28 protein-coding genes are annotated in these 26,927 nt (G+C 49.5%); 10 read left to right on the top strand and 18 right to left on the bottom strand.

Translation table 11 applies throughout. From position 1 onward, the window contains the following. Positions 1-24: 24 nt before the first annotated feature. From ACEVG1_RS12585 to ACEVG1_RS12555, 7 genes are all read right to left on the bottom strand, one after another. Positions 25-990, bottom strand: coding sequence for a hypothetical protein (locus ACEVG1_RS12585; RefSeq protein WP_374744029.1), 966 nt, complete (start codon positions 988-990; stop codon positions 25-27). Between the two features lie 116 nt (positions 991-1,106). Beyond that, positions 1,107-1,295, bottom strand: a complete 189-nt coding sequence (locus ACEVG1_RS12580) for a hypothetical protein (protein ID WP_374744028.1) — start codon at positions 1,293-1,295, stop codon at positions 1,107-1,109. Between the two features lie 194 nt (positions 1,296-1,489). Beyond that, positions 1,490-1,678: a hypothetical protein gene (locus tag ACEVG1_RS12575; protein WP_374744027.1), complete on the bottom strand. Its 189-nt coding sequence runs from the start codon at positions 1,676-1,678 to the stop codon at positions 1,490-1,492. Positions 1,679-1,858: 180 nt separating this feature from the next. Further along, entirely contained in the window at positions 1,859-2,110 is a 252-nt protein-coding gene (locus ACEVG1_RS12570) for a hypothetical protein (protein WP_374744026.1), read from the bottom strand. After that, a complete protein-coding gene (locus ACEVG1_RS12565; protein WP_374744025.1) occupies positions 2,073-2,354 on the bottom strand; it encodes a hypothetical protein in 282 nt (93 codons plus the stop codon). Before ACEVG1_RS12565 ends, ACEVG1_RS12570 begins: the two co-directional genes overlap by 38 nt. A gap of 17 nt (positions 2,355-2,371) precedes the next feature. After that, the gene (locus ACEVG1_RS12560; protein WP_374744024.1) at positions 2,372-2,557 is read right to left on the bottom strand and encodes a hypothetical protein; all 186 of its coding nucleotides are present in this window, start codon (positions 2,555-2,557) and stop codon (positions 2,372-2,374) included. A 156-nt stretch (positions 2,558-2,713) separates the two neighbouring features. Next, positions 2,714-3,034: a hypothetical protein gene (locus tag ACEVG1_RS12555; RefSeq protein ID WP_374744023.1), complete on the bottom strand. Its 321-nt coding sequence runs from the start codon at positions 3,032-3,034 to the stop codon at positions 2,714-2,716. 269 nt (positions 3,035-3,303) lie between these two features. Between ACEVG1_RS12555 and gdhA the strand changes: the two genes are divergently transcribed. From gdhA to ACEVG1_RS12520, 7 genes are all read left to right on the top strand, one after another. After that, complete coding sequence (gdhA, locus tag ACEVG1_RS12550; protein ID WP_374744022.1) at positions 3,304-4,635, top strand: NADP-specific glutamate dehydrogenase; 1,332 nt, start codon at positions 3,304-3,306, stop codon at positions 4,633-4,635. A 9-nt stretch (positions 4,636-4,644) separates the two neighbouring features. Beyond that, a complete protein-coding gene (locus ACEVG1_RS12545; RefSeq protein WP_374744021.1) occupies positions 4,645-4,893 on the top strand; it encodes a hypothetical protein in 249 nt (82 codons plus the stop codon). Between the two features lie 101 nt (positions 4,894-4,994). Then, positions 4,995-5,453 (top strand): ribonuclease HI, encoded by a 459-nt coding sequence (gene rnhA / locus ACEVG1_RS12540; protein WP_374744163.1) that lies wholly within the window; start codon positions 4,995-4,997, stop codon positions 5,451-5,453. Between the two features lie 87 nt (positions 5,454-5,540). Further along, positions 5,541-6,044 (top strand): hypothetical protein, encoded by a 504-nt coding sequence (locus tag ACEVG1_RS12535; protein ID WP_374744020.1) that lies wholly within the window; start codon positions 5,541-5,543, stop codon positions 6,042-6,044. A gap of 100 nt (positions 6,045-6,144) precedes the next feature. Then, positions 6,145-6,798: a hypothetical protein gene (locus tag ACEVG1_RS12530; protein ID WP_374744019.1), complete on the top strand. Its 654-nt coding sequence runs from the start codon at positions 6,145-6,147 to the stop codon at positions 6,796-6,798. A gap of 24 nt (positions 6,799-6,822) precedes the next feature. Continuing rightward, positions 6,823-7,593 (top strand): sensor histidine kinase, encoded by a 771-nt coding sequence (locus ACEVG1_RS12525; RefSeq protein ID WP_374744018.1) that lies wholly within the window; start codon positions 6,823-6,825, stop codon positions 7,591-7,593. A gap of 21 nt (positions 7,594-7,614) precedes the next feature. Next, positions 7,615-8,238 carry a response regulator gene (locus ACEVG1_RS12520; RefSeq protein ID WP_374744017.1) on the top strand — a complete coding sequence of 208 codons (624 nt, stop codon included), beginning with the start codon at positions 7,615-7,617 and terminating at the stop codon, positions 8,236-8,238. A 59-nt stretch (positions 8,239-8,297) separates the two neighbouring features. Here ACEVG1_RS12520 and lysA read toward each other — a convergent pair whose 3' ends face one another. The 10 genes from lysA to ACEVG1_RS12470 form a co-directional block, all read right to left on the bottom strand. After that, positions 8,298-9,467 carry a diaminopimelate decarboxylase gene (gene lysA / locus ACEVG1_RS12515; RefSeq protein ID WP_374744162.1) on the bottom strand — a complete coding sequence of 390 codons (1,170 nt, stop codon included), beginning with the start codon at positions 9,465-9,467 and terminating at the stop codon, positions 8,298-8,300. Between the two features lie 23 nt (positions 9,468-9,490). Next, positions 9,491-10,804 (bottom strand): aspartate kinase, encoded by a 1,314-nt coding sequence (locus ACEVG1_RS12510; RefSeq protein WP_374744016.1) that lies wholly within the window; start codon positions 10,802-10,804, stop codon positions 9,491-9,493. A gap of 154 nt (positions 10,805-10,958) precedes the next feature. Beyond that, complete coding sequence (locus tag ACEVG1_RS12505) at positions 10,959-11,906, bottom strand: D-2-hydroxyacid dehydrogenase (RefSeq protein ID WP_374744015.1); 948 nt, start codon at positions 11,904-11,906, stop codon at positions 10,959-10,961. Positions 11,907-11,925: 19 nt separating this feature from the next. Next, positions 11,926-12,993, bottom strand: a complete 1,068-nt coding sequence (gene serC, locus ACEVG1_RS12500; RefSeq protein WP_374744014.1) for a 3-phosphoserine/phosphohydroxythreonine transaminase — start codon at positions 12,991-12,993, stop codon at positions 11,926-11,928. A 119-nt stretch (positions 12,994-13,112) separates the two neighbouring features. Beyond that, positions 13,113-14,000, bottom strand: a complete 888-nt coding sequence (locus tag ACEVG1_RS12495; RefSeq protein ID WP_374744013.1) for a flavin reductase family protein — start codon at positions 13,998-14,000, stop codon at positions 13,113-13,115. Positions 14,001-14,052: 52 nt separating this feature from the next. Beyond that, the gene (locus tag ACEVG1_RS12490; RefSeq protein WP_374744012.1) at positions 14,053-15,024 is read right to left on the bottom strand and encodes a fumarylacetoacetate hydrolase family protein; all 972 of its coding nucleotides are present in this window, start codon (positions 15,022-15,024) and stop codon (positions 14,053-14,055) included. Beyond that, on the bottom strand, positions 15,021-16,385 hold the full coding sequence (locus ACEVG1_RS12485; protein ID WP_374744011.1) for a sigma-54-dependent transcriptional regulator: 1,365 nt from the start codon (positions 16,383-16,385) through the stop codon (positions 15,021-15,023). The genes ACEVG1_RS12490 and ACEVG1_RS12485 overlap by 4 nt, the downstream gene beginning before the upstream one ends. A gap of 31 nt (positions 16,386-16,416) precedes the next feature. Then, on the bottom strand, positions 16,417-17,712 hold the full coding sequence (gene icd, locus ACEVG1_RS12480) for an NADP-dependent isocitrate dehydrogenase (protein ID WP_374744010.1): 1,296 nt from the start codon (positions 17,710-17,712) through the stop codon (positions 16,417-16,419). A gap of 3 nt (positions 17,713-17,715) precedes the next feature. Then, on the bottom strand, positions 17,716-19,851 hold the full coding sequence (locus tag ACEVG1_RS12475; protein WP_374744009.1) for a cation:proton antiporter: 2,136 nt from the start codon (positions 19,849-19,851) through the stop codon (positions 17,716-17,718). 91 nt (positions 19,852-19,942) lie between these two features. Further along, the gene (locus tag ACEVG1_RS12470) at positions 19,943-21,169 is read right to left on the bottom strand and encodes an ABC transporter permease (RefSeq protein ID WP_374744008.1); all 1,227 of its coding nucleotides are present in this window, start codon (positions 21,167-21,169) and stop codon (positions 19,943-19,945) included. A 71-nt stretch (positions 21,170-21,240) separates the two neighbouring features. On the opposite strand from ACEVG1_RS12470, the gene fmt reads away from it, so the two are divergent. After that, positions 21,241-22,179: a methionyl-tRNA formyltransferase gene (gene fmt, locus ACEVG1_RS12465; protein ID WP_374744007.1), complete on the top strand. Its 939-nt coding sequence runs from the start codon at positions 21,241-21,243 to the stop codon at positions 22,177-22,179. 259 nt (positions 22,180-22,438) lie between these two features. Further along, a complete protein-coding gene (locus ACEVG1_RS12460) occupies positions 22,439-23,299 on the top strand; it encodes an RNA polymerase sigma factor RpoD/SigA (protein ID WP_374744006.1) in 861 nt (286 codons plus the stop codon). A gap of 70 nt (positions 23,300-23,369) precedes the next feature. Here ACEVG1_RS12460 and ACEVG1_RS12455 read toward each other — a convergent pair whose 3' ends face one another. Then, on the bottom strand, positions 23,370-26,201 hold the full coding sequence (locus tag ACEVG1_RS12455) for a M16 family metallopeptidase (protein ID WP_374744005.1): 2,832 nt from the start codon (positions 26,199-26,201) through the stop codon (positions 23,370-23,372). 154 nt (positions 26,202-26,355) lie between these two features. On the opposite strand from ACEVG1_RS12455, the gene ACEVG1_RS12450 reads away from it, so the two are divergent. After that, positions 26,356-26,925 carry a hypothetical protein gene (locus tag ACEVG1_RS12450; RefSeq protein WP_374744004.1) on the top strand — a complete coding sequence of 190 codons (570 nt, stop codon included), beginning with the start codon at positions 26,356-26,358 and terminating at the stop codon, positions 26,923-26,925. Positions 26,926-26,927: the final 2 nt, after the last annotated feature.

Here is a 26,927-nt window from a genome sequence, read left to right as displayed (position 1 = left end):
CTTACCCGCTACCATTGGTTAATCCTAAAGCGTAACGGGCAGCTTTGAAATATTCTCGGCCGCATGCTTTTCGCTCATCGCCGCTGCTTTCGCAATGATTTCCTTGCTTGAAAGGAAACTTTGGTAGACGATATAGTTCTTTTGCGCGTTGACCTTCGAAGGGTCGAAAGTGATATCGACACTGCAATTGTCAACGGCTTCCTCGTTGTGGAACACGAACGATTGCGGGTAGGCAGGCTGGTAGCTATCCACATCGGAGCCCCCGGAAGCGTAGTCGAAATACTTCAACCATTGACTATTACGGAACCAAATATCGTTCAACGCAATGAGTTCCGCGAAATTGAAAGAGCCGTCGACCCGGTCACTCGAAAAATTCAGGTTCTGTATAATCTGGTTGGATACGCCCGTATCTTCCATGTTCAGGAACGCGATACGCGTAACGGCATCCCCGAGGTTGACGGCCTCACGTGTCGCCGACTGCTGGATGACATTGGAACGGGTCACGAATATACCAACCTCCTTGCCGATGCTATAATGCGGGTTAATCTGCACGTAGCTTTGGTTAGAATCGATGGCGCTACCAAATGAGTTTCGGCCAACGTTGACCTCGAAATAAATTTCGTCGCCCGTGGCTAAATTCAGATGGCCGCCCAATCCGAGGAACAGGGTACGTATTGAATGGTGTTTAGCGGCGGAGGCGGGACGCACGATGTCGGTACCGAGTGACCAGTTTTTGCCGCCGTTCAGGATGGAGTTGAACGCGCCAAGGATACCCAGGTTATCGTGCATGACAACAAACTCCTTGCCGCCGCGCCGTAGGATAACCTTGAAATTGACCTGGCTTGCATCGAAGCCTGTACCCGTACCGTATTGCGTGGCGGCCAGTACCGTGTTGTTCGCCGCGGCTACCAAGTTGACGGACACCAAAAAGCCATCCAAGGTACGTTTACTGATTGTGCCGTTACGGCCTTCGTTTAATTTCGCTAACATGGTTACTGGATTTTGTCTTTGATTTGATTAACAAACGGGGTTATCTTGTCCTTGAAAATGTAGGTGGCAACCGCCACCGCTGCCAGTAGCAGCCAGTTTTGTCTACGTCTCATTGATTACTTCTTTTTAAGTAAAAGGAATGCCCCGGCCGCAAGCGCGCCGATGGTCAACATCTTGTTTGTCCGTTTCTGCTGGGCCAAACGGCGGCCCAAACTCCTAGCGCGGCTTTTAGCCTTGTTGATAGCGCGGCCAGCGCCACCGAATGAACCGCGGAAACGTCTCCGGCGGCGTCCATAGAATGCCATAGCAATGGATTTAAAGGGTTAATGATTAAGGGGTTAATTATCGTCCTGCGTAAGTTGATAGGGCAGGGAAGGTAAGTTAGAGTACTGACAGGGTTGTCATAAATTGTAGCATGTTATAGGCACGCTACAGAAACTTGCAGTTTCACCGCTTTTTCTTTCTTTTAAGTTCCCGAGAGATAGTTCAGGTGTTCCACCTATTTTTTTGGCTTGGATAACAAGTGTTCCGATACGTAGCCGATACGGCCGCCCAATTTGTAGGTATTGCCGAAGCCTGTTTGCTTCATACCGATTATTTGGAAAAACACGCCGTCATAGATGACCTGTTCGCCGACTTTGAATTTACTGGCGGGCTTACTTTTCCTTGCCGCCGCTGCGTTTGTCATAGCTTAAATTTTACGTAATTCATTTTCCGGAACGAGGACACGCGAGCGTCCCAATCGGTAATCGATACCACCGAACAGATTGTATTGAATCCTCGTTACCTTCCAGCGCTTGCCGCGCCAAAAAACCGTTTCGCCTAGCGAAAAACGGTTTTGGACAGTAGGGGGGGGGCACATCGCGAATCATGATGAATGCAATTTGATGTCCTCAGAAATCAGCATGCGGACATATTCATCCGGTGTCAATCCGGCAACCATGGAATTGATGGTCAATGCCCGTAGCATATCCTGACTTAACATAACCATCATATTTGCTGGATTGCCGATAATGGTGCGTTTCAATTTCAGTTCGCCGATTTCCACAACGTCACCGGGTTGCGCGTCTTTATAAAGTTCTTTATAGCGTTGCGCTTTCGCTTTGAGGTTTTCTGCCATTTTCATTGTCTATAAGTTCAAATAATTTCTGTTTTTCCAATTCCTTGCGCATAAGTTCAGCCGCGGCCCTATCGGCCCGCTTGCGCTGGAAGTAATCCGATACCCGCAAAATCACCTGTATGACCACAGATGAAAGGAGGGCAACCATAACGTTTTGTACAGACGGGTCCTGCGTGACCGTGGTCAGCACACCCGTGGTACTGGCGGTGGAAACGCCCACCTGCGTAATCGATTCTTTAATCATTCGAGAGATGTTTTAGGTTAGCGGACTATCCGGGCAATTTTCGCCCGTGTCCTACGATCGTATACCATGGCATGGGACCAACGGATATTTTGGGCATCTACCCACCTGATGGCGGTATCGGTGTTATGCACGTATTGCATAAACAAGCGCCTTATTTCACCGTCATAGAACGTCATGCTATAGTCGTTTTTACGCCCTTTCATAGTTATTTTTACTGAATTTCGTTTCTAAGCGACTTTATCGCCATTGACGGGTATTGCGCCGACGACGATTAAAAGCCGCTTACAGGGCTTTATTTTAAGTAATGGTTTGACGTGGCACCATTAACGTCGTACGTCAAAAAAACAATCGCCTGACTTTCAGTCACAGAATGGAAGCACAGTGTTTAGCTGGTACTTCGTTAACAGGTCTTTTTGGTATAGCTTGGTAAATAGGATACGCGTGGAGTAATTGCAAAACAGATGCATGGTCAATAACGAGGGCGTGAGGAGGACACAGTAATACGTATCTTTGCCGGTAATGATGAAATTGGATGGGAAATCACCGCCAAGGGTGACTTTATCACCATACGTATTGTAGGTTATCTTAGCGCGCCTTAGACAGCGCAACAACCGCAGGGTAGCGTGGTTTTTACCTCGGCGGATTGGCAACGATGTTTTAGTAAATACCTTTTGTTCCATTTCCCTAAGCTAATCCTTAGAGGGAACCCTGATTTACTATTTAACATAACGCAAATTATAGAGATTAATAAAGGCATTGAAAATGCGGGTTTCTCTGATAAATGGATTATATCCGATACCGCTTGTTGTTTTCCCACATCTAATGTATCATTTTTTTGACATTATTTTAATAAATTGCGAAATCTGTATTATAAATTCATAAATAATCATGGCTTTCATTATATTTTCGTTAAATTCGCCTCCTTCATAAAATTATATTATACTTTAATATGACAAACTACTTTGAATCGTTCGTTGATTATGTCACGGCACGCAACCCGAATCAGCCAGAATATCTTCAAGCCGTCCGGGAAGTTGCTGAAGACGTCATCCCGTATATCGAGAAACATACCGCCGAGTTGATTGATTGCAAACTTTTCGAGCGTATAACGGAACCCGAGCGGACCGTTTCTTTCCGCGTGGTCTGGCTGGATGATTCAAACAAGGTACAGATCAACCGAGGCTATCGTGTCCAAATGAATAGTGCATTGGGCCCGTATAAAGGTGGCTTGCGATTTTCCCCGACCGTCAACCTCAGTGTATTGAAGTTTCTCGCGTTTGAGCAAACATTTAAAAATAGCCTGACAGGACTCCCGCTGGGTGCTGGCAAAGGCGGTGCCGACTTTGATCCACGTGATAAATCCGACAGCGAGATCATGCGTTTTTGCCAGAGCTTCATGACCGAGCTTTATCGCCACATTGGGGCGGATACCGATGTTCCCGCTGGAGATATCGGCGTCGGTGAACGCGAAATAGGTTACCTATTCGGACAATACAAACGTATCCAGAATAATTTCACCGGTGTATTGACCGGTAAAGGCCCTGCTTGGGGAGGTAGTTTCATCCGTCCGGAAGCGACTGGTTTTGGTTTACTCTACTTCGTAGAGCGTATGTTGTATGAAATGCAGGACTCGCTAAAAGGCAAAAGCGTAGCGATATCGGGGGCTGGGAATGTGGCTTATTATGCTGCCCTTAAAGCCATTTCGCTGGGTGCAAAGGTGATTACCGTATCCAACAGCAACGGCGTCATCTATGATGAACATGGCTTTTCGCAGGAAAAACTTGATTATGTAAACTCGCTTAAGCGCAACCTGAAAGATTATACGGACCGCTTCCCTGCAGAATACCATGCCGGCAAAAAGCCCTGGCAATTTGCGTGCGATATAGCCCTCCCCTGCGCTACGCAGAATGAGCTCGACGAGCAAGATGTACGCCAACTGCTGAAAAATGGCTGCATGTGTATTGCCGAAGGTGCGAATATGCCCTGTACGGAACAGGCTGTAAAGGCCATAATGAAGGCGAAAATACTCTATGCGCCCGGCAAAGCAGCCAATGCGGGCGGCGTGGCGGTTTCCGGCCTTGAAATGTCGCAGAATCGGATTGGGCAACAATGGACTGCCGATAAAGTAGATAGCAGGCTCAAGAAAATTATGCAAGAGATTCACGATACTTGCGTACATTACGGCAAAGATAAAAACGGTGTGATCAATTACATGAAAGGTGCCAATATCGGCGGTTTCTTGAAAGTGGCTACCGCGATGAAAGCCCAGGGATATGTTTGATATCACGACATGAGAACAATCGCAGAACTCCCCCACCCTGATTTTAAAATCACCATCTTTGCAATGAACCAGAAGTTCATTGTCAAGTTTGAACAGGCGACACTCGAACAGGTATATAAAATCGCCGAAGCCGATGTGACGGGGGGGGTTGACGGATTATTCCAATTGGTCGATGCCGAATTTACCAAATCGGTCTCCGCACGTTTTGATGACATGCGGAAGGGCTTCATCGAGGCATACAAGAGACACGAATATTAGGCCACCAGCGGTCGATAATACGCAGTTGCACCTTCCAATTAAGTGATTTCTGTCGGATCTACTCAACGATTCCGGCACGAATGAATTATCTTTGGGCCAATATGATCGAACTGTATACAGATGGGGCATCCAGTGGCAATCCGGGTCCAGGCGGCTACGGCACCATCCTGCGGTCGGGGCCCCACTATAAGGAGCTATCCGAAGGATTCCGTAAGACAACGAACAATCGAATGGAACTGATGGCAGTAATCAAAGGCTTGGAAGCACTCAAAAAGCTAAATCAAAACGTCACCGTCTATTCCGATTCAAAATATGTTGTTGATGCAGTAGAAAAAGGATGGGTACATGGATGGGTACGGAAAGGGTTTGCCGGCAAGAAGAACAGCGATCTTTGGATGCGTTTCTTGACGGTCTATAAGCTGCATAACGTCCGGTTTGTGTGGGTTAAAGGGCACGCGGGCCATCCGGAAAACGAACGTTGCGACCGCCTGGCGGTGCAAGCGTCGCAAGATACGGCGCATTGGAAAATCGACAGTGTCTTTGAGATGGGCAACGCTTGATAAAAATACCTATTTTGGTGTATTGGCGTTACCCCTATTTTTCGCGATGTTTGTAACGTACTAATAATTAGTTTCTTAAAAAAACCGATGATGAAAGACGCAAACAATCAAAAGAAAAGCAAATTGAATCTCATCCCCGTTGAATTGGCACAGCAGATGGTCAATGCGTATGATAAGCAACGACGTGGACCCGCCGCAAGGAAGCGCAGCAAAGAACTTGGAAAAAATGTCGAAGAGCCCCGGTCTTTCTGGGTCAGCAAAGAAGCACTCCTCGAACTATTGAAGATCAATAAGGCCGACGGTATTCGCTTCTACTACGCCATAGCGGATGATTATCCGGGCTTCGAATTGAAGAAACGCGAACATAAAAAAGCACATACCGCCGTCATGGTCGCCACACGTTCTGTTGATCCAGATAACCCGACGATGGAAAACAGCGTGGATTGCCTGAATATGCCAAAACCAATCCCAACGATGCGCAAAGGGAAGATTGGTCCGGTAGTTTTACCCATCGCTCCGTCACGAGCAGGGCTGCCTGCAGACGAATTGGATTTATGTCCCCCCCCGCAGCCCAAAGGCCAATTGTTATGACGGAATACCCCTTTCTATAACGACTCCGCAGCGCTCCACCATACATATGCGGGTGTAGCGGATCGTTTGAGATTGTCAACGCCGACAAAAACATCAACCTATGAATAGTGTTACCATCGTTTTATTGGGTCTGGTCCTATTGGGGGCAATAATCGGCTTTTACCACCGCCGTAACCTTGGCTTACCTGTATTGAAACTATTTCCTTATTTTCTCCTATTCCAATTTCTCTATCAACTGTTCGCCTCCCTATATTCCTTTGTTTTTACCGACCATGCTTCCAATCATTTTATATTCAACTGCGTACTGCCCATAAACATCCTGTATTTCGGCGCTTTGTTCCATGGTTTGATCAAGCATCCTATTAAACAGAAGGTGGTTGTTGTTGGTACCGTGTTGAACCTGCTGTTTTTCTTTGTGGATTTGTTGTTTATTCAAGACATTTCCTTCCTAATGACCTATCCCCGTACCACGATGTCTGTGTCCCTGGTAGTTTTCGCCCTATTATATTTCCATGAGATTATCAAATCCGATCGCAGGTATGACACCAATCCAGCTCGGAATGTGGCTTTCTGGATTGTTACCGGGATATTCTTCTTCTACTTGAGTAGTACGCTTACCATCATTTTCTGGACCTATTTCGTAGTCAACGATGTTTACTTCGGATCTGTGATGCTACGTGTATTTGCCTTTATATTGTATTCCATGTATATTGCCGGTATACTGTTGCATAAACCGCCTGGCAAGGAGGTTTAGCTAACCGACCCAAACTATTGAATTGTGGGAAACTCCATAGAAACGACAAACATCGAAATAGCGATCGCTGTTCTATTCGGCAGCTTGATGCTCGCATTGATCGGTGTATTTATGTTCCTTATGGTTATTATTTATCAGAAGCGCAAAATAAGAGCCATCAGGGAGCAGCAACAGCTGATTGCCCAGTATGAACAAGCGGTATTGAAAGCCAAGGTAGAGATACGCGAGGAAACACTTAAGTATGTCGGGCAGGAGCTTCATGACAACGTGGGCCAAGTACTCTCTTTGATTAAGCTTTACCTCTCCCGTCCAGACACCCAGGGGCAGACCGATGTAAAACAGTTGATCGACCAAGCGATCAAAGACATACGGCTTCTATCACATGACCTCAATATCAACCGGGTGGAACAATATTCGCTCAGCGACTTTATTGAACAAGAGCTCAACAAGGTCTATAAAGCGGGTGTTGTGAAGGTGTCGTTCAGAAACGAAGGGTTTTGTGAGCCGGCTTCCATCCATGACCGGCTCATGATTAGCCGAATATTTCAGGAATGCATCAACAATATCTTAAAACATGCGGATGCTAAACATATATTTGTTAAGTTAGTGGCTCAAAAGGGCGGCTGCGCGTTGTCTATTACCGATGACGGTATAGGATTCGAATCAGATTCAACGTCTATGGGGTCCGGGCTTATCAATATTTACGACCGGGTTAAACTTATTGGAGGATGTATCGAGATCACATCTTCCCCCGGCGACGGGACCGAAGTTTTGTTGCGTATTCCGAACGAATGATTACCTATTACTGGATAACCGATGATAACTATTGCCATAGCAGATGATCACAAGCTGATGTCCGAAGGCATCGCTTCGATTTTGCAATCGGATGCCGATCTGTCCATTGTAAAGATATGCAACAACGGCCGGGAACTTGTTGAGTATCTGCGAGCCCATACGGTTGATTTGGTCCTGGTCGACCTAAATATGCCGATATTGGATGGTCCCGACACAATCCGTATCATCAAGAACGATCGGATTCCCTGCAAAATCGTTGTATTGAGCATGTACGCCGATGAAAACGTCTACGCCAAATGCCGTGAATTGGACATCCATGGGTATCTACACAAAGACTCGGACGCCCAGCACCTCATCGATACCATCAAACGTATCCACAACGGCAACAACCATTACGATTACGACCATACCACGATGGCCAACGAGCCCAGCAAGCTTTTTGACGATAAATTCTTAAATAAGTTCAAGCTTTCGCCACGCGAACTGGAAATCATCGCTTTGGTAAGCAATGGGCTTACTAACAACGAAATAGCTGACAAGCTTTTCCTATCGGTACATACCGTCATGACCCACCGAAAAAACATCCTCCATAAATTAGCGGTACGCAATACGGCCGAGATGCTTTCGCTGATCAATAACAGTTAAACCCAGATTGTTCATTCGCTTTCGTGATGAGGGAGGGGCTGGTGGTGTCTCCCTCCCATTCATGGTTGGTCGCTGTATACATACCGTATTTCCTCGCGGAGGTTATACCGTGATGCCATTACCTCGCCATAGGCTCCCGCTGTACGGATGGCGATGAGGTCGCCCCGGCGGGTCAGCGGAAGCAGCACTTCCTTGCCAAAGCAATCGCTGCTCTCGCAGATAGGCCCGACCACATCGTAATGTTTGGTGTCATCGCCGTATGTGCCCGTATCTGCGGTGAGGTTCTCTATTCGGTGGTAAGCCTGATACAAAGCCGGCCGCATCAGCTCGGTCATTCCCGCGTCGATGATAAGAAAGTTCTTTTTGATGCCATTTTTCACGTACAGTACACGTGAAACTAAACTCCCGCATTGCGATACCAGTGCCCTGCCTAGCTCAAAGTGAACCTCTTGCCCGGGCTTCCGCTCCAAAAACTCGTCGAAAACAGAAAAATAGGCATGGAAATCCGGTATGGATTGTTTATCCGGTTCGTAATAATCTACCCCCAGGCCACCACCTACGTTGAGCACTTTTAGCCGGATTCCGCGTTCGTCGAACCAGTTATTCAATTCGTTGGCTTTCACGCATAGGCTCTTGAATACATTAAGGTCTGTAATTTGAGATCCCACATGGAAATGGATGCCCACCAACTCAATGTGCGGGCACCCCCGTAATGTTTCCATGGCTTCTGCCAATTCCCAATGGGCAATGCCAAATTTGTTCTCGTCCAGGCCGGTCGTGATATACTGGTGGGTATGCGCATCGACATTCGGATTGATACGTAGCGCTACGCGGGCCCTTTTTTCAAGTGCACCCGCAAGCGCGTCGATAACCTCAAGCTCTTGTATCGATTCAACGTTGAAAGCAAAGATGTCCTCGCTCAACGCATAAGTGATCTCTTTGTCAGACTTGCCTACTCCCGCGAAGACAATTTTATCGGGGTCGAATCCGGCTTCAATGGCCCGCCGTACCTCATTACCACTTACGCAATCTGCGCCAAACCCGGTATCCCGTATGGAACCCAGCACGCGATCGTTGAAATTGGCTTTCAGTGCATAGTGTACATGGAAACCCAGTGTATCGGCAGATTTGCGGGCCGCTGCCAGCGTTCGCTCCAATAGGTCCATGTCATAGTAATAGAAAGGTGTTTCCCGTTGAGCAAATGCGTTAACACGGCTGGGGTCAAACATCATATCGGTCACTTACTTATTTATTAGAAAAGCCTATTATGCAGTGATCGAAGAGACTCGACCTTGTACTCCGTCTGCAATAATAAAGAAATGTTATAATTGCTTCCTCCATACGAAATCATCCGCACAGGGATGTGCTTAACGGCGTCCAACACGCGCGACGCATAGCCATGTGTATCCCAGCCGAAGTCACCCACCACACAGATGATTGTTTGGTCGCAATCTATCTCGACGGTACCGAAATCACGGAGTTCCTGTTCGATTTCAGGTAGGTATTTCGTATCGTCTATGGTCAGCGATACTGCTACCTCAGATGTTGTGATCATGTCTATCGGGGTCTTATAGCGCTCAAACACCTCAAAAACCCTCCGTAAAAAACCATAGGCCAACAGCATTCGCGACGAATGGATACGGATGGCGGTGATGCCATCTTTTGCGGCAATGGAGCGCACGATGCCCTTTGCCGCACCATCCTTGTTAATCAACGTACCCGGTGCGTTGGGGGCCATGGTATTCAGCAATCGCACCGGCACATTGAATCGCTGTGCAGGGAAAACACTTTGCGGGTGCAGAATCTTGGCACCAAAATAAGCAAGCTCTGCAGCCTCATCAAAGCTCATATAAGCAATTGGCTCGGTGCCTTTCACGATCCGAGGGTCGTTGTTGTGCATGCCATCGATATCCGTCCATATCTGGATTTCGTCCGCACCGATGGCGGCACCGATGAGCGATGCTGTATAGTCACTGCCACCCCTCCGTAGGTTATCAATCTCACCGAAAGCATTTCGACATATAAATCCTTGGGTGATAAATAGGTTGTGGTCGTTTGATTGAAGGAGCAATTCATTCAATTGCTCCCTTATGAAATCAATTTTCGGCTCGTTGTCCTCGTCTATTTTCATGAAATCGAGCGCCGGCAACAACTTCGACCGTATACCCAATTCCGTCAAATGGAAATGGAACAACGTGGTGGATATCAATTCCCCTTGCGCGAGGATGATCTTCTCTTCTACCGGCGTGAACAACTGGTTTGAAAAAGACGCGATCAGGTTGAAATGATAATCGATCAACTCGTGGCCATTCCGGCGCCCCTCGTCCGACGAAAAAAGTTCCGCAATCAGCTTTCGGTAGCTATCATATAATGCATTGATGAGCGCCGTTGCCTTCTCCTTGTCGCCTGCTGTGTAAGCCTGTGATATCTCCACCAACGCATTGGTCGTACCAGCCACGGCCGACAATACGATGATCTGACGATTTTGGGGGTTGATGATATCCAACAATCCCTTTATCCGCTCCGCACTTCCCACGGATGTTCCCCCGAACTTTAATATTTTCATCGATGGTATTTATCTTCTTGAATCATCCATATCCATACATGGAAACACGGTACCACTTTCGGTGTGTATCATTTGCCATAATCGGACAAAGACGGAAAAATTACGTCTCAAAGATAGCTAAACAGCCCTTTATGCATTATAAAAAATACCGAACTTATTTTTTGAGGTATTCAATAATAAGCTGGGCTAATTCTTCGCCGATTCGCTCCTGTGCTTCGCCGGTAGCCGCCCCGATATGTGGTGTAAGTGATACCTTCGGGTGGGTAAGCAACTCCTTGCGTGGTGTGGGCTCGTTGTCATATACATCCAATCCCGCAAATGCAACTTTGCCACTATTCAATGCTTCAAGAAGTGGGAGTTCTTCAATTACACCTCCTCGGGAAGCGTTCACTAGCCCGACTCCGGGCTTCAGTAGCTCAAATTCCGCTTTGCCGATAATCGGCTTGTCCGTAAAAGGCACGTGTACGGAAATAAAGTCCGCCTGCCGGAGCAGTTCCTCGGTTTCGACCTGTTTGATGGGTACGTCCACGGTAATCCCCCCGGAAAGCGCCAAGGGAAGACTTTTGGGTGCTTCGAACAAGTCGCTCACAATGACATCCATGCCGAGGCCCAAACCTACTTTGGCCGTTTCCCGTCCAATCCGTCCGATACCGATAATGCCCAGTGTTTTACCGCGCAGCTCTACTCCTTTGGCGTAGGCTTTTTTGAGCGCACCGAAATTCGTGTCGCCTTCAACAGGCATTTTCCGTTGCGAGTCGTAAAGAAAACGGACACCGCCCAACAGGTGTGCAAAGACCAATTCCGCAACGGATAATGACGACGCCGCAGGTGTATTCACCACCGCGATGCCCTTGGCGCGTGCATATTCCACATCGATGTTGTCCATCCCTACCCCACCCCTTCCGATTAACTTCAAATTTGGGCATCCATCAATCAGCTCCTGGCGCACTTTGGTGGCACTGCGTACCGTGATGGCATCGTATGCCGGTAGTTTCTCCGCAAGCTCTGCCTGGGGTATATGGGTGGTGTCCACTATAAATCCCGCGTCTTCGAGCAACTGTTTGCCCAAAGGATCTATACCGTCATTTGCTAATATCTTCATGTTATGAATCGATAGTTGATTATTTGTTTTTCTCTTCAAATTCCTGCATGGTGTCTACCAGTGCATTTACACCTGTAATGCTCAACGCATTGTAAATCGACGCCCTGAACCCACCGACGCTCCGGTGTCCTTTCAGCCCTACCAAACCCCGCTCCTTGGCCAAGTCGAGGAAAGCGCTCTCATGGGCCTTGTCTTCTGTCACAAAGGTCACGTTCATTCGGGAACGGTCGGCTGGCTCGGCAGTTCCCTTAAACAATGGGTTCCGGTCAATCTCGTCATACAGCGTACGTGCTTTGATGATATTTTCCTGCTCGATTACCCGTACCCCCCCCTTGTTCTTCAACCACCGGAGGTTAAGCATCGCCACGTAGATAGCAAATACCGGGGGTGTATTGTACATAGACCCCGCATTGATGTGCGAGTAGTAGTCAAAAATGGTCGGTAACGTCCGCCCCGTTTTTCCCAATAATTCTTCCTTAACTATCACAACTGCGGCACCGGCCGGCCCCACATTTTTCTGCAGGCCCGCATAGATAAGGCCATAGTCACCCACCTGGATGTCGCGGCTCAAAATGTCGGATGACATATCAGACACCAAGGGGATGCCACTCTTGGGTGTTTCAAAGACTTCTGTGCCGAAAATCGTATTGTTGCTGGTATAATGTAAGTATGCCGCGTCAGAAGGTACTTCGTAGGTTTTGGGAACATAGTTGTAATTGGCATCCGCTGAGGAGGCCACTACCGCTACTTCTCCAAATTTCCTTGCTTCCTTAATAGCTTTGCTAGACCACGTCCCGGTATCGAGGTAGGCAGCCTTACCACCTTCGGGCAACAGGTTCATTGGAACTTGGGCAAACTGCGTGCTGGCCCCACCTTGCAAGAAAATGACGGCATATCCTTGCGGTACGGAAAGCAATTCCCGCACCAATTGTTCGGCTTCCGTCATCACCGCCTCAAATTCTTTGCTGCGATGCGATATTTCCAAAATAGACAACCCCGTATCATTGAAGTTCAATACGGCTTGGGCGGCTTCCTGAAAAACTTCTTGGGGCAGTATGCACGGCCCCGCTCCAAAATTATGCTTCATATTATTTAATCTGAGAGGTGTACCCATTTAATTTGCCGCAAAAATAGGAATTAATTATTGAAATTCATTCAATAATTCCAATAATCTATTGCGAATAATTCAAAGATAATTGCCGCTTGTTAAATCATCAACAACGTTTTCCACGCATTTGTTACGTCACCAGCGTCGAGCAGCTTGGCAGCCTTTCGGTGGAGGTGGATCTGGAGCGTAGCCTTATCGCCGATAAATGCATCCAATAGCTCCCTCATTTCCGGATCGGCCCGCAGTACGTCCACCTCGTCTTCTGTTGGGAGCACTTCTACATTGCCCAATTGTCCCAAGTGATTACCCGTGAGCACGGGCGACAAGCGGATATCTTGGGGCAATTGGTCCACCCCGATTCCGCGGCTCCTCAGTGGTTTGGCTACTTCGAACAAGTTGGCAGCCGTAACACGGCAATACCAGTCGCCACCAAGACGGGCAACCAAATCGAGTGCTGCTTGGTCTATCCGATCATCATCATCCAATAGTGCTTCCCGCACGTGCATGCGCACCACTTCGGCCAGCACAAGGTTTCCGGCACCGGGTATATCGGACAGCTCGATCACTTGTTGAACCCTGCATTCCAATTGTACAGGCGATTCCGCCACACGTGGCGGAGCCACTAGTTCGGCAGCAAGCGGCGTGAAGCCCGATTTGGCAAATTCGTTCACCCCTTTCGGATATTCGGTGCTTGCCAGCGATTGCTGCTGGACCATGCCGTAGCTGACGATGTTGATCACCACCTCCGGTACTTCGCGGATGTTCTCCAGCGTATGCTTCGTGCTGCCATCGCGCATGCGGCGCAGCGGTGAAAACACACAGATCGGCGGGCGATGAGACACGAGGTTGAAATAGCTGAAGGGGCTTAGATTTATCTGGCCAGATTTGTCTACGGTGCTGGCAAAACAAATCGGTCGTGGTGCAATGGCAAGTTTCAACAAGTTGTCAAACTGCGGGTGGGTATGTGGATCGATGGTTCTCGTCATGGGTGTCTTTCACTAATGGGAAACTGAAAAGTCAGTTCCCAAAGCTATGAAACTAAGACGCATTTTCCAACCTTACGGTATTCACCAAACATCCCAATCCGGTCACTTCCATTTCCACCGTGTCGCCCGGCTTCAACCATTGGGATTCATACAGTGGATCTTCCCGCTTCCCCGTTCCATTCAGTTCCAGGAAACAGCCTGTCCCTACGGTGCCCGAGCCAATGATGTCACCCGGAAACACATCCACACCGTATGATACGCGTTCGATGATTTCAGCAAACGTCCAGTGCATATCGGCCAAATTACCTGTTGATACACGGATACCGTTTACAGCGCAGGTCATTTCCAAATTAAACGCGTCTCCTACATGGCCCGCCTTCGGATCGACCTTGTAAGGGATTAACTCGTCCGGCGTAACCAAATAAGGGCCCATGGCCGTGGCAAAATCTTTTCCTTTCGCGGGTCCCAGGCTCAATTTCATTTCTTCCATTTGCAGTTGCCGGGCACTCCAGTCGTTCATGATCATATACCCGCCGATGTGTCGGTCCGCGTCAGCGGCTTTGATATTCCGCCCGCGCCTGTTAAGCACTACGGCCACCTCAAGTTCAAAATCAAGTTCCTCCAAGTGGGCCGGCATGCAATAGACGTCACCCGGCCCCACAATAGCGCGGTGGTTAGTGAAATAGAATACCGGAAAATCGTCGAACTCGGGTATCATCGGTACACCCCTGTTCCGGCGTGCGGTTTCCACATGCTGCCGAAATGCATATGCATCCCGGCAGGAAGATGGTTTGGGTACCGGCGCAACAAACTTAGGTGCTGTCAGCGGCGCCGTCGGCAAACTTCCATTTTTTATGCAGGATACCGTTCGGCGGGCCAACTCCATCGCGTTCTCGCCCCCATCCAGCAAGTCCGACATACTGTCGGCAAGTAGCGGATTGGCTCGGTTCAAATCGTAGCAGGTCCCGTCGACCAGTGCCCCTAGGCGATATTCGTTGTCGGTTGAGTAGGAAAACAACTTCATTCAATTCCGTATTTTTCCATCTTGTTGTAGAGCGTTTTCCGATCAATGTTGAGCATCTGCGCAGCCTTGCTTTTGTTGTACTTGGCTTTCTGCAGTACATCCATAATCAGTTTCCGTTCATGCGCCTCGCTATGCAGCCGAAGGTCCGGGTTGTCTGCCGACGGTACCGCCCCTGTATTTTCAGCCGGCTTTTTTATCGCATATACCATTTCCTCGGGTAGGGCCGACGCTTCGGCCTTCGTGCCGGGCGATAGGAGTACCATGCGTTTAATCACATTTTTCAGTTCCCGTAGGTTACCGGGCCAGTCGTACGCGTTGAAAATATCCTTGACTTCATCGGCTAGCTCTTCCACACCCCTTCCCAGCTCTTCATTGGCTTTCCTCACAAAGAAATCGACGAATTGCTGGAAGTCCCCCCGCCGGTCACGAAGCGCGGGCACGATGATCTCAAACTCATTGATACGGTGGTAAAGGTCTTCCCTGAATTTTCCGGAGCCCAGCAGGTCCTCATTGGTCGCAGCAATCACGCGCACGTCCACGTTGATGGTTTTGTTTGCGCCCACAGGCTGTATAACCTGTTCCTGTAGCGCACGCAGCAATTTCACCTGCACATCATAGGAGAGATTGCCAATCTCGTCAAGAAACAACGTACCCCCGGTCGCCTCTTCAAACTGACCCGTCTTGTCGTTCAATGCACCTGTAAACGAGCCCTTCACATGGCCGAAGAGCTCGCTTGATGCAAGTTCCTTAGACAGCGTTCCGCAGTCGATCGATACAAAGGGCTTGCCCGCCCGCTTGCTCTTCTGGTGGATGGCTCGCGCTACATATTCCTTGCCGGTGCCGCTTTCACCGCGTATCAGTACGGACATATCGGTAGGCGCTACCAAGGCAATATATTCGTGGAGTTTGCGGGCCGCTGTACTGGCACCTTCCACAAAGTCCAAAAGGGGTGCAGCGGTTTCTTTGCGCACCTTTACCGTCGCATTTGCTTTATGGGCCGATTTCCCTTCAAGCGCTTCGTTGACCACCATCAGCAATTCATCGGGATTCACCGGTTTGGTGATATAATCAAACACACCCTGTCGTATGGCATTCACCGCAGTACGGACATCGTTGAAACTCGTCATGATGACGGATGGAATCACTTTGCCCTGTGCACGAAGCGCATCGACCACTTCCAAACCGATACCATCGCCTAGTCGATAATCCAACAATATCAATTGGAAGTCTTGGGTCCTGAGCGCTTCAATCCCACCTTTCACGCTGTATTTCACTACCACATCAAATCCTTTCTTTTTCAAAAAGTTTTCGAGTATCGTGGCGAAGGTGGTATCGTCTTCTACCAAAAGAATATTGGCCATGGAATAACCGATTAAAAAGTTACGTTTCTATTTATTTGTATATCGAACGGTCAAAACCCGATTTTATTTTATCGATGATTGCCGAACCAAATTCACTTGTTTTCAATAATTTCCCATCGGTCATCTGATTAAAGAAATCAACCGTCACCGTGCCATCCAATATCGTTTGCTGTAGGGCCGCCACAATAAGCTTGGCGGCTTCATCCCAGCCGATGTATTCGAAGAGCATCACACCGCTCAGGATCACGGACGACGGATTCATGGTGTCCGTATCCGCAAAACGTGGCGCGGTGCCGTGCGTCGCCTCAAACACGGCGTGCCCCGTTTGGTAATTGATATTGGCGCCCGGAGCAATGCCGATACCGCCAACAATCGCAGCCAATGCATCGGATATGTAATCACCGTTCAGGTTGAGCGTGGCAATAACCGAATAATCTTTCGGATTCAATAGGATCTGCTGCAAGAAATTATCGGCGATCACGTCCTTGACGATGACGCTGCCCCCTGCCTCTGCGGTGGCCATCTCTTCGTTTGCTGCCTGTTCACCGGCTGCCGCTTTCTTTCGTTCCCATTGCCGCCATGTGTAGGTTGTGCCGCTAAATTCCGTTTCAGCCAAATCATACCCCCAGCTTTTGAACGCACCCTCCGTATACTTCATGATGTTTCCCTTATGCACCAACGTTACAGACGGCAGCCCATGGAGGATGGCGTGTTCAATGGCCGCCCGGATCAACCGTTTCGAACCCTGCTCAGATACCGTTTTGATACCGATGGCGGTATCGTCCGTAAAATCAAAGTCGATAGCCATGTCACGCGTAAGGAACTCCCTCACGCGCTTCCCTTCGGGAGACTCGGCCGGAAACTCGATACCCGTATAGATGTCTTCGGTATTTTCCCTGAAAATAACCATGTCAACCTGTTCGGGATGTTTCACCGGCGAGGGTACCCCCTTGAACCAGCGAGTAGGCCGTTGGCACACATAGAGATCGAGCGCCTTGCGTATAGCTACGTTGAGTGACCGTATGCCACCCCCTATCGGCGTGGTCAACGGACCCTTTATGCCCACCAGGTGCTCCCTGAAAGAGGCCAGCGTTTCCGCTGGTAGCCACTCGCCTGTCTCTTGGAATGCCTTTTCGCCCGCCAGTACTTCTTTCCAGTGGATTTTCCGTTTCCCTTTATAGGCCTTTTCAACGGCGGCATCAAACACCCGCACGGAAGCACGCCATATATCGGGACCGATCCCGTCGCCGATAACGAAAGGGATAGCTACCTGGTCTGGAACGTCAAGAGTTCCATCAGCCAACTTGGTTATAAGGGTTGTCGCCATAGATCAGCTTTGTTTATCTTTCGTAAATATATTGCCTATGCCCCGGCCGATACGGCGCAAAATCGGCGCGGTTGCCACGTCTTCGTACTCATCAAGTGAATATATCGCGCGCCTGCTCGGAAACACGAGCACCCGGTTGTGGTCTGCATATACTTTACCGAGCTTTTTCGGTATGCCATCAAAAGAATGGCGGTATGAAACTTCTCCCTGCCTCGCAGATATGAATACAACGAGGTCATTATCTTTCACCAAATTACGTAAAGTTGCCAAATCGTCCCACTCGCTATGTTGGGCGTACAACACCCGCGTGCTATTCTTGTTCCGCTCAACATACGAAGATATGGCTTGCTTGGTGCGCACATCACAGACAAAAAGGATTGGCGTGGTCAATTCCTGCGAAAGGCGTAATACCTTTCCCGTGCAAAAATCGAAGCCCAGCTCCGACTCCACCAATGGCGGGCAGAAAACCACGATCCGTTTTTGCAGAACCAGCGGCTTGTCCACATGGCACATAAAGAGATTCGTATCGGTCTGGTTGAGGATGCTTTCGGTCTTTTCTCCCACCATTTTCTCAATGATTCCCGGCCGGCTCGGCCACCCTAAAAGGATACCGTCTGCCGCTACTTCGCGTGCCGCCCGGCTGATTCCGCTGGCGATGTTGTGGTCAATGGTAGCCATCATGTTCACTTCCATTTCACTTCCCGAGGCATATTTCGCTGTCGAATCGAGATTCTTGCGGGCTGTTTTGAGGTTTTGTTCAGCCATTTCGTTGTTCGGTACCACCGTCAGTACGGTAATGGGGTGCGGGGAATGTTTGCTTTTTATCAGTGTTGCAAAGTCCAGCAGCGACTCCATGTTATTCAGATTGGCAATGGGCAGCACCAGCTGTTCCTCGCGGGCGGTGTATTTTTCGCTGGGCACTTCATCCTGATCACCGGCAAGAACCACCTTTTTCGACGCTGCTTCCGTAGCCAGGGTTGCTACGATGCAGGTTACTAGAATCAATAAAATGGTTCCATTGAGTACGTTTTCATCGATGATTCCGTAGCGATAGCCTACCATGATCACAGCGAGGGTAGCTGCAGCGTGGGCACCGCTGAGCCCAAAAATAACCTGCCGTTGGGCCGAAGAATAACGGTACGTCAATTGCGTAAGCCATGCGGCTATCCACTTACTGAAAATCGCCACTACCGTTAACGTACCGGCGATAATCAACGCCGCAGGTCCGTTGAGGAGTACGCTCACGTCTACGATCATCCCCACACTGATTAGGAAAAACGGAATGAAGATGGCGTTTCCGATAAACTCAATGCGGTTCATGAGGGCCGATGAATGCGGAATCAGCTTATTCAGTGCCAAACCTGCCACAAATGCGCCGATGATGTGCTCCAAACCGGCTAGTTCGGCCAAAAAGGCTGCAAAAAAGACGACAGTGAGTACGAAGATGTAGTGTGCCGTTTTTTCGCCTTCTACCTTTTGGAAGAACCATTTGGCAATCCGCGGCACCACACCCAGCATGATTGATAGGAAAATAGCAAAAGAGACACCGAGGGTTACCCAGAATTCCTGGTTCAATTGGCCCTGGGAAGCCCCGATGATAACCGCTAAAATGATCAGCACGGCGGTATCCGTGAGGATGGTCCCTCCGATGGTGATGGCCACCGCTTCGTTCTTGGATATCCCATAACTGTTCACCACGGGGTAGGCTACCAGCGTATGCGTGGCAAACATACTCGAAATCATGGCGCTGGCCAGCACATCGTATCCAAGGATATAGTAGCACACCGGATAACCGATGGCGATGGGGATGGCAAACGTAAAGAAGCCAAACACCAGGCTCTTGTGGCGTGTTTTCCGGAATTCATTCATGTCCAGTTCCAGTCCGGCGATAAACATGATGTAAAGCAAGCCGATGGTGGAAAACAAGTCCACCGCAGAACTTTTTTCCAACAGGTTTAGCCCGTGGGGGCCCACCGCCACCCCCGAAAGGATGAGACCGATGATACCGGGGATTTTAATCCGGCGCAACAAAATGGGCGACAGCAGGATAATGAATAGGACAAGCGCGAAGATGAGCACGGGGTTACTTAACGGTATGTCAAAAGCATGACTTAGCTTGTCCGATATGTTTCCAGCCATAAGGTGATATTAAGGTGTCCGTTTCTCTTGAATTATCAAACAGGCTCAAAGATAACAAAATTAGCCGCTTTATCGCGATTAAGAGGCCTGTTTATTGAAATCGGATGGCCTTGATGGGGCTTATGCGGCCGATGAGATACGATGGAATAAGCAATACCGCCAATGCAATGCCCGCGATCCCCACATTCAGCAAAATCACTTCAAACAGATTGATATCTAGCGGTATGTAAGAAACATAGTAAGAAGCTTCGTCTAGCTTGAAATAATGGGTTTCCCGTTGAAACCAATAAAGCCCGTACCCCAAAAGGTTACCCAGTAGCAGTCCCAGTCCAATCAGGTACGCCGCTTGGTATAAAAACACCTTCCGCATGCCGGCCTCGCCGTAGCCCAGTGCTTTCAATATACCGATCATCGAGGTGCGTTCCAGGATGATGATGAGCAATGCAGACACCATGTTGACGACCGCCACCACGACCATCAATATCAAGATGATGACGGTATTGACGTCCAGCAGATCCAGCCATTGGAAAATCTCGGGCAGTTGATCGCGTACGCTGATGGCGTCGACTGTCAAAGGCACCTGTGTCCGTACGACCTCAGTGATACTTTCGAGCTTGTCGAAGTCGTCGATAGCCACTTCATAGCCGCCCACGGTGCCAGTTTCCCAGTTGTTGAGTCGCCTCACCAGCGAAAGTGCGCCGACTACATACGTATTGTCCAGTTCTTCCACGCCGGTATGGAAAATGCCGGCAATCTCGAATTTGCGTGGCCGTGGCCTGCCCTCCAACTGTACAAAGTACAGGATGAAATCGTCGCCCACCGCGAGTTGCAATCGATTTGCGGTGTGCTGTGATAGGAGTACTTGGGTTATCGCCTTCGCGCTATCCGCAAAATCTATGGGCAGCCCGGCTACCAGCGTACCCGCCAAGAATCGCTGGTTATAGCTACTGTCAATCCCTTTGAACAGTACCCCCTCCACCTCGTTGTTCACGTTGATGATGCCTGCTTTGGTGGCAAAATGCCTCACGTCCGTTACCCCCGGCACCGCCCGCAGTTCACTGATTTCGGCAGGTGTAAGTTCAATAGGTGCAGGCTCGTACGAGGAATTAAGGTCGTAGTTACTCAGGGTAATATCGCCAAAAAAACCACGCTGTTTGGCGGTCACCTCGCCTTTAAAACCTTTCAAAACCGCAATGGAAAGCATCATGGCCGCTATCCCCAATGCGATAGCGCCTACAGCCACCCGCACAATCAGCCCCGAAAAGGTCCGTTTGCCATCAATCGCTATCCGCCTCGCTAAAAAATATGGAAAATTCAAGCCGCCCGATATAATTTGTACCTTTGCAAAGGTAAGGTACGGGATTAGAAATACGAAATACGAATTATAACATGCGCATTATTTTCATGGGTACACCCGAGTTTGCCGTTGCTTCACTTGCCGCGCTGCTTGCCGCCGGCGAGGACATCGTGGCGGTGGTTACTGTACCCGACAAACCAGCGGGCCGCGGCCGGAAGCTACAGCAATCGGCCGTAAAGCAATATGCCCTTTCCAAACGGATACCGGTATTGCAACCCGAAAAGCTGCGCGACGCCGACTTCCTCGCCCAGCTCCGGGCATTCCGCGCAGACCTACAGGTCGTGGTAGCATTTAGGATGCTGCCCGAGGTAGTGTGGAACATGCCTGCGCAGGGCACAGTCAACTTACACGCCTCCCTCCTGCCCCAATATCGCGGGGCTGCGCCGATCAACCATGCCGTCATCAATGGCGAGACCGAGAGCGGCGTAACCACATTTTTGCTTCAGCATGAAATCGATACAGGCCACATCCTCTTCACCGAGGCGGTAGGCATCGGCCCTAACGATACCGCGGGTGACCTGCACGACCGCTTAATGACCGTAGGCGCCCAGCTCCTCGTCAAAACCGTCCATGCTATCGCCAACGGTACGGCCGAGCCTGTCCCCCAGCAAAACCTGGCAACCGCCGGTGCATTGAAGCATGCACCTAAGATTTTCAAGGAAGATTGCTTGATCGAATGGCATGAGCCGGTAGCTAGTGTGCACAACTTAATCCGGGGCCTTAGCCCCTACCCCGGCGCCCACACCGAATTGGATGGCCACACCCTAAAGATTTTTAAAGCTGCCCCCGAAAAAGCCGCGGTAGCACACCCACCCGGCACCTACCTCACGGACGGTGTATCCTTGCTGAAAGTTGCCTGTATAGACGGTTATATCCATATCGAAGAGCTCCAACTGGCGGGAAAAAAACGAATGGATACGGCCGATTTTTTAAGGGGATACCGCCCTTCCTCTGTCACAATTGTTTCATAATCGGACAGGCGGTATGGCCTTAAAATCACCCGATATCGGCATATCAAGCTGTCTATGAGTAAATTATGTAGGTGTATCTGGTACTGACACCTATACGTCCGCTATTCATTTTGGAACGCTTTTTGAGGTAAACTCGATTGTAAAAAAATCGGATAATTTCCTCTAAATCAGACAACTTTTTCCGAAAAAATCAGTTTATATGATTAGAAAAACCGTATTTTTGCACTCTTTTTAGAAAGGAAGGTACTTAATAGATTAAATGAGACAGCTCAAAATTACACAATCCATTACCAATCGTGAGTCGCAGTCGTTAGACAAATACCTGCACGAGATTGGTAAAGTCGACTTAATTACGGCCGAAGAAGAGGTGGTCCTCGCACAGAAAATCCGTGAGGGCGATCAAGCAGCTTTGGAACGGTTGACAAAGACAAACCTGCGGTTTGTCGTTTCCGTAGCCAAGCAATACCAAAACCAGGGGCTTACATTGGGCGACTTGATCAACGAGGGAAACCTTGGATTGATTAAGGCTGCCAAACGTTTTGATGAAACCAAAGGTTTCAAGTTCATCTCGTACGCGGTTTGGTGGATACGGCAATCCATTCTGCAGGCCATCGCCGAGCAATCACGCATCGTGCGCCTTCCATTGAATCAGGTAGGTTCATTAAGTAAAATCAGCAAAGCATTCTCCAAATTGGAGCAGGAATACGAACGGGAACCTTCACCTGAAGAATTGGCAGACATCCTGGAGACGACCGTAGATAAGGTTTCCGACACGCTAAGTAATTCGGGTCGCCATGTTTCCATGGATGCACCGTTTGTCCAAGGCGAGGAAAACACGTTATTGGATGTACTCGAAAACAGCGATCCCGATACAGATAGTTCGCTGATTGATGAATCGCTTTCCGAAGAAATCAAACGGTCGTTGGCCACGCTTACCGAGCGCGAACGCGAAATCATCGTGTTGTTTTTCGGATTGGGCTCCAATCACCAATTGTCGTTGGAAGAAATCGGCGAGAAGTTCAATCTCACCCGCGAGCGCGTACGCCAGATCAAAGACAAAGCATTGCAGCGGCTGCGCCATACATCGCGCAGTAGGATTTTGAAATCCTATTTAGGCTAATCAGAGGCCTCAACGGACATAAAAAAGCGCCCCGATACCGATATCGGGGCGCTTTGTGTTCACAGCCATCTTATGGAGTTTCGGGCATCAGCACAAACTTGAAAAGCCGCTCTTCCACAAGGTATTTGTTCGCTACGGCTTTCACGCTTTCGGGCGTCACCTTGTTCAGCTCATCAAGGTATGTCAGTATGTATGCCGGGTCTTCATCACGCTGGTAAGCCCCCGATAGGTGGCCGAGCCAAAAACCATTTTCGCGCAGCTGCACTTCCAGCTGGCGCTTCTGCTCGCTCACAAATTTCTCAATATCCACTTGTGCCGGACCATGCTGCTTGATTTTGTCTATTTCGTCAAATACGGAAGCCATTAGGGGTTCCACTTTATCCGGACTAGTGCCGTATGCCACGCTGAAGGAGTACCGATAGCGTGGATATTTGGCGTACGATGCGCTTGCCGATACCCCGTAGACACCGCTCTCAGCCTCGCGTAGGCGTTCGATCAATTTGATGTTCAGGATGCTTTCCAACGCATCGAGCTGCATGTTTTCCATTTCCGAATAATCATAGTCGCCAAAATAGTATAACCGCACGCTTGATTTTTGCTCTTTGCCCCGGTATACCGTGCGCTCCAATCCTTTTTCAGGGGGGTATATGCCAAGGTCGGGAGCTTCTTCTTTCCTATCCGCCGCAGGCAAGCCGCCAAGGTACTGCAGTACCAGAGGCATCAGTTCGTCTTCTGTGAAGCTACCCACGATGGTGACGGTAAAGTCAGAAGCATCCGCAAAACGCTCCCGATAGATGGCATACGCGCGCTGCGGATCAACGCGGTCCACCTGGTCTACCGTCATGCTCGTTCGGCGGATGTTGTGGTTGTACAGGATTGCGTTGATGGTATCGGAAAATACCGCATTGGGATCGTCCAGCCGATTGGCCAATGAGGCTTTTATCCGTTGCATATACCCCTCAAAAACCTCCATATCCAAGCGGGGCACGGTGAAATAGGCATAAATAAGCTCAAAGGCGGTTTGCAGGTCCTTCCTCCCGCTGGTCGCGTTGAACCCTTCCGTTCGTTCACCGATATAGGGGCTAACGGATACCTTTTTGCCACTGAGGTGCTTGGTTAGTTGCGTAGCGTCATACGATCCGAGGCCGCTGCCACCTATCACACTGGCTGCATAGGCCGCCGAAAGGAAGTCCGCGTCGTCATATAGAGAAGTTCCGCCCGGACTGAAGGCCGTAATCCGTATCTCATCATTCTTGAAATCAGTAGGTTTAACAACAACATGTACGCCATTGCTCAAGGTAAGTTCAACCGTGCCAAGGTCCGGCCGTTCCCGCCGCTCGATCACCGTTCCCGGCTGCCGCAGGTCCCCTAGCAGTGGCTCATCCTGTACGTTATCGTCATATGGAGCGATGTCTGACGCCTTTACCGCGGCAAGCCAGCCATCCACTGTCTGTTCATCGGGCAGGCTGTCGCGATCTTTTTCCGGTGCCATGATCAGTATGTCGCGGTTCGAGTCGGTATAGTACTGGCTAGCCAATGCATTCACGTCGCTGAGCGTAATCGTGCCGATGAGTGATTTGCCCAATCGGTAACGGTCTTCGTTGCTCAGCGCACTCTCCCCTTCTAGGAAATGATTTAAGTAGGTGGTCACGTAACTTTCCGACTGCCGTTTGTCACGTTCGGCGTACGCTGACTCCACGCTTGTCAGGAAATTGCCCTTGGCCCGTTCCAGCTCGGTGGCGGTAAAACCGTGGCGTTTTATACGTTCAAATTCGGTCACCACCGCTTCAAAACCACGTTGCATTTCATTCGGCTTTGCTGCATAATACATCGTAAACGCATCCAATCCGCGTAAAAATCCACCGATGCTCCCGCCGCCCTGGATAAACGGGGGGTCAGATTGGCGGGTCAGCTCCGCAAAACGGGCTCCTGCCATCTGGTTGAACAGCGCTTTCGCAAGTTGCATGCGATAGTCGGCGATGGTTTTTACCGCTGCTTCGGGATGTTTCACAATCACCTGCACCACCGTTTGCGGCATTTCGGCATCGGTCACCGCCATAAATTGGTTCTTTCCCGTCAATGGGATGCTATATGCCGTCCTTTCGGGTGCAGCGACCGGATTCTCCAGATCAGCGAACAGTGCCTTCACACGTTGTTCCATATCGGCCACATCCACGTCGCCCACAATAATCAATGCCTGGAGGTTGGGGCGGTACCAGTTGCGATGGAAATTGCGCAACGTCTCGTACCCGAATCCCTCAATCCGTTCGCGTGTGCCGATGGGCAGCCGTTGTGCATAGCGCGAATCGTTCAAAATCATCGGGAAGTACTGATCGCGCATGCGTTGCTGGGCTCCCCTCCCGCCAAGCAACTCGTTGAGCACCACCCCGCGTTCCTTATCAATCTCCTCCTCATCGAGGAGGGCATCCTGTGCCCAATCACGCATCACTTGTAGACCGCTTTTGAGCAATTCAGGATCGTCCGAAGGGATGGGGAGCTGATACACCGTTTCGTCAAAAGAAGTATAAGCATTCAGGTCCGAACCAAAGCGGACGCCCGCCCGCTGCAGGTAATCCACCAGCTCGTTCTTGGGGAAGTTCTTGGTGCCATTGAATTGCATGTGCTCAAGGAAATGGGCTAATCCCAGTTCCTCCTCGGCTTCCAGTATTGAACCCACCTTGGTGCCTAAATACATGACCACCCGGTCTTTGGGTTCCTCATTATGCCGTATATAGTAAACGAACCCGTTGGGCAATTTGCCGCGTAGCACGCTTGTATCCATCGGCAGCGGGTCGGCCAGCCGCAAGCTGTCTGTCTTCGGTATCGGAAGTGGCCTTGCCGTTAGTGGGGCCAGAAACAAAACGAACAATGGCAGCGCCAAGGAAGAGATTAACTTAATCATGTTGTGCATATTTATTGATCATAAAAGGTTCATGGGCATCACGAAAGCAGGCCCGGGCCAAAAATAGCAATATTTTTATTGGCGCACGCGTTAAAATAGTGTCAACAAACATTGGAATAACTTTTGCGACATTCTTTGAAAATAAACTATACGTATGGCAATACATATCCGTTTACCAATCGTGTTATGCCTCGCAGCGGTTCTGGTCGCTTGTGGCAACGATAAGTCCATCAGTGAACGCGTGGCATTGGGTGAAGTAGGTTTTTTCCTCGAGTCCAACCCCATTTACGAAACCGCCGACATCGAGTACGGTGAAGTGAAATTCAGGCAGAAATCCGACGCCGACCTGCTCGCGGGTTATCAGGGGCTCGAGAAAGGCGGGTACGTGAGCATGGAGCTCCTGAAGGAACGAAAGCGCTTCCTGTCCAAAGACAGTACCTTCGTTTATCTGATCAAACTCACAGACAAGTCCATCCCCTACGTTCTGCAGAAGACGGATAAGAGCGCCAAGGTAAAAACGGCAGCGTACGAGCTGGACGAAAAGGGAGGTGCCCACATCGAGCAGACGGGTAAAAATCGTGCAAAAGCTACCGTAACGCTCACCAAAACCGAGACCGACTTTGCCGATTTCGCCAAGAAGGGCACCGACAATAATGCTTCTTTTATAAAAAAAACCTATTCACTCCGTTTCAACAAAGATACGGGATGGGAAGTAACGAAGTAATT

This window comes from Parapedobacter sp. 2B3, from assembly GCF_041925275.1.
Lineage (GTDB): Bacteria > Bacteroidota > Bacteroidia > Sphingobacteriales > Sphingobacteriaceae > Parapedobacter > Parapedobacter pyrenivorans_A.
Note: the sequence above shows the minus strand (reverse complement) of the source record. Positions and strands in the feature narration are given on the sequence as shown.

Coding starts and splice junctions, on each gene's coding strand:
- rnhA (WP_374744163.1), top strand. CDS start 4,995: ATGATCGAACTGTATACAGATGGGGCATCCAGTGGCAATCCGGGTCCA.
- ACEVG1_RS12520 (WP_374744017.1), top strand. CDS start 7,615: ATGATAACTATTGCCATAGCAGATGATCACAAGCTGATGTCCGAAGGC.
- ACEVG1_RS12475 (WP_374744009.1), bottom strand. CDS start 19,851: ATGGCTGGAAACATATCGGACAAGCTAAGTCATGCTTTTGACATACCG.
- ACEVG1_RS12575 (WP_374744027.1), bottom strand. CDS start 1,678: ATGACAAACGCAGCGGCGGCAAGGAAAAGTAAGCCCGCCAGTAAATTC.
- ACEVG1_RS12485 (WP_374744011.1), bottom strand. CDS start 16,385: ATGGCCAATATTCTTTTGGTAGAAGACGATACCACCTTCGCCACGATA.
- ACEVG1_RS12580 (WP_374744028.1), bottom strand. CDS start 1,295: ATGGCATTCTATGGACGCCGCCGGAGACGTTTCCGCGGTTCATTCGGT.
- ACEVG1_RS12545 (WP_374744021.1), top strand. CDS start 4,645: ATGAGAACAATCGCAGAACTCCCCCACCCTGATTTTAAAATCACCATC.
- ACEVG1_RS12560 (WP_374744024.1), bottom strand. CDS start 2,557: ATGAAAGGGCGTAAAAACGACTATAGCATGACGTTCTATGACGGTGAA.
- lysA (WP_374744162.1), bottom strand. CDS start 9,467: ATGTTTGACCCCAGCCGTGTTAACGCATTTGCTCAACGGGAAACACCT.
- ACEVG1_RS12505 (WP_374744015.1), bottom strand. CDS start 11,906: ATGAAGATATTAGCAAATGACGGTATAGATCCTTTGGGCAAACAGTTG.
- ACEVG1_RS12450 (WP_374744004.1), top strand. CDS start 26,356: ATGGCAATACATATCCGTTTACCAATCGTGTTATGCCTCGCAGCGGTT.
- serC (WP_374744014.1), bottom strand. CDS start 12,993: ATGAAGCATAATTTTGGAGCGGGGCCGTGCATACTGCCCCAAGAAGTT.
- ACEVG1_RS12535 (WP_374744020.1), top strand. CDS start 5,541: ATGATGAAAGACGCAAACAATCAAAAGAAAAGCAAATTGAATCTCATC.
- ACEVG1_RS12530 (WP_374744019.1), top strand. CDS start 6,145: ATGAATAGTGTTACCATCGTTTTATTGGGTCTGGTCCTATTGGGGGCA.
- ACEVG1_RS12455 (WP_374744005.1), bottom strand. CDS start 26,201: ATGATTAAGTTAATCTCTTCCTTGGCGCTGCCATTGTTCGTTTTGTTT.
- ACEVG1_RS12510 (WP_374744016.1), bottom strand. CDS start 10,804: ATGAAAATATTAAAGTTCGGGGGAACATCCGTGGGAAGTGCGGAGCGG.
- gdhA (WP_374744022.1), top strand. CDS start 3,304: ATGACAAACTACTTTGAATCGTTCGTTGATTATGTCACGGCACGCAAC.
- ACEVG1_RS12585 (WP_374744029.1), bottom strand. CDS start 990: ATGTTAGCGAAATTAAACGAAGGCCGTAACGGCACAATCAGTAAACGT.
- ACEVG1_RS12490 (WP_374744012.1), bottom strand. CDS start 15,024: ATGAAGTTGTTTTCCTACTCAACCGACAACGAATATCGCCTAGGGGCA.
- icd (WP_374744010.1), bottom strand. CDS start 17,712: ATGGCGACAACCCTTATAACCAAGTTGGCTGATGGAACTCTTGACGTT.
- fmt (WP_374744007.1), top strand. CDS start 21,241: ATGCGCATTATTTTCATGGGTACACCCGAGTTTGCCGTTGCTTCACTT.
- ACEVG1_RS12570 (WP_374744026.1), bottom strand. CDS start 2,110: ATGGCAGAAAACCTCAAAGCGAAAGCGCAACGCTATAAAGAACTTTAT.
- ACEVG1_RS12495 (WP_374744013.1), bottom strand. CDS start 14,000: ATGACGAGAACCATCGATCCACATACCCACCCGCAGTTTGACAACTTG.
- ACEVG1_RS12460 (WP_374744006.1), top strand. CDS start 22,439: ATGAGACAGCTCAAAATTACACAATCCATTACCAATCGTGAGTCGCAG.
- ACEVG1_RS12565 (WP_374744025.1), bottom strand. CDS start 2,354: ATGATTAAAGAATCGATTACGCAGGTGGGCGTTTCCACCGCCAGTACC.
- ACEVG1_RS12555 (WP_374744023.1), bottom strand. CDS start 3,034: ATGGAACAAAAGGTATTTACTAAAACATCGTTGCCAATCCGCCGAGGT.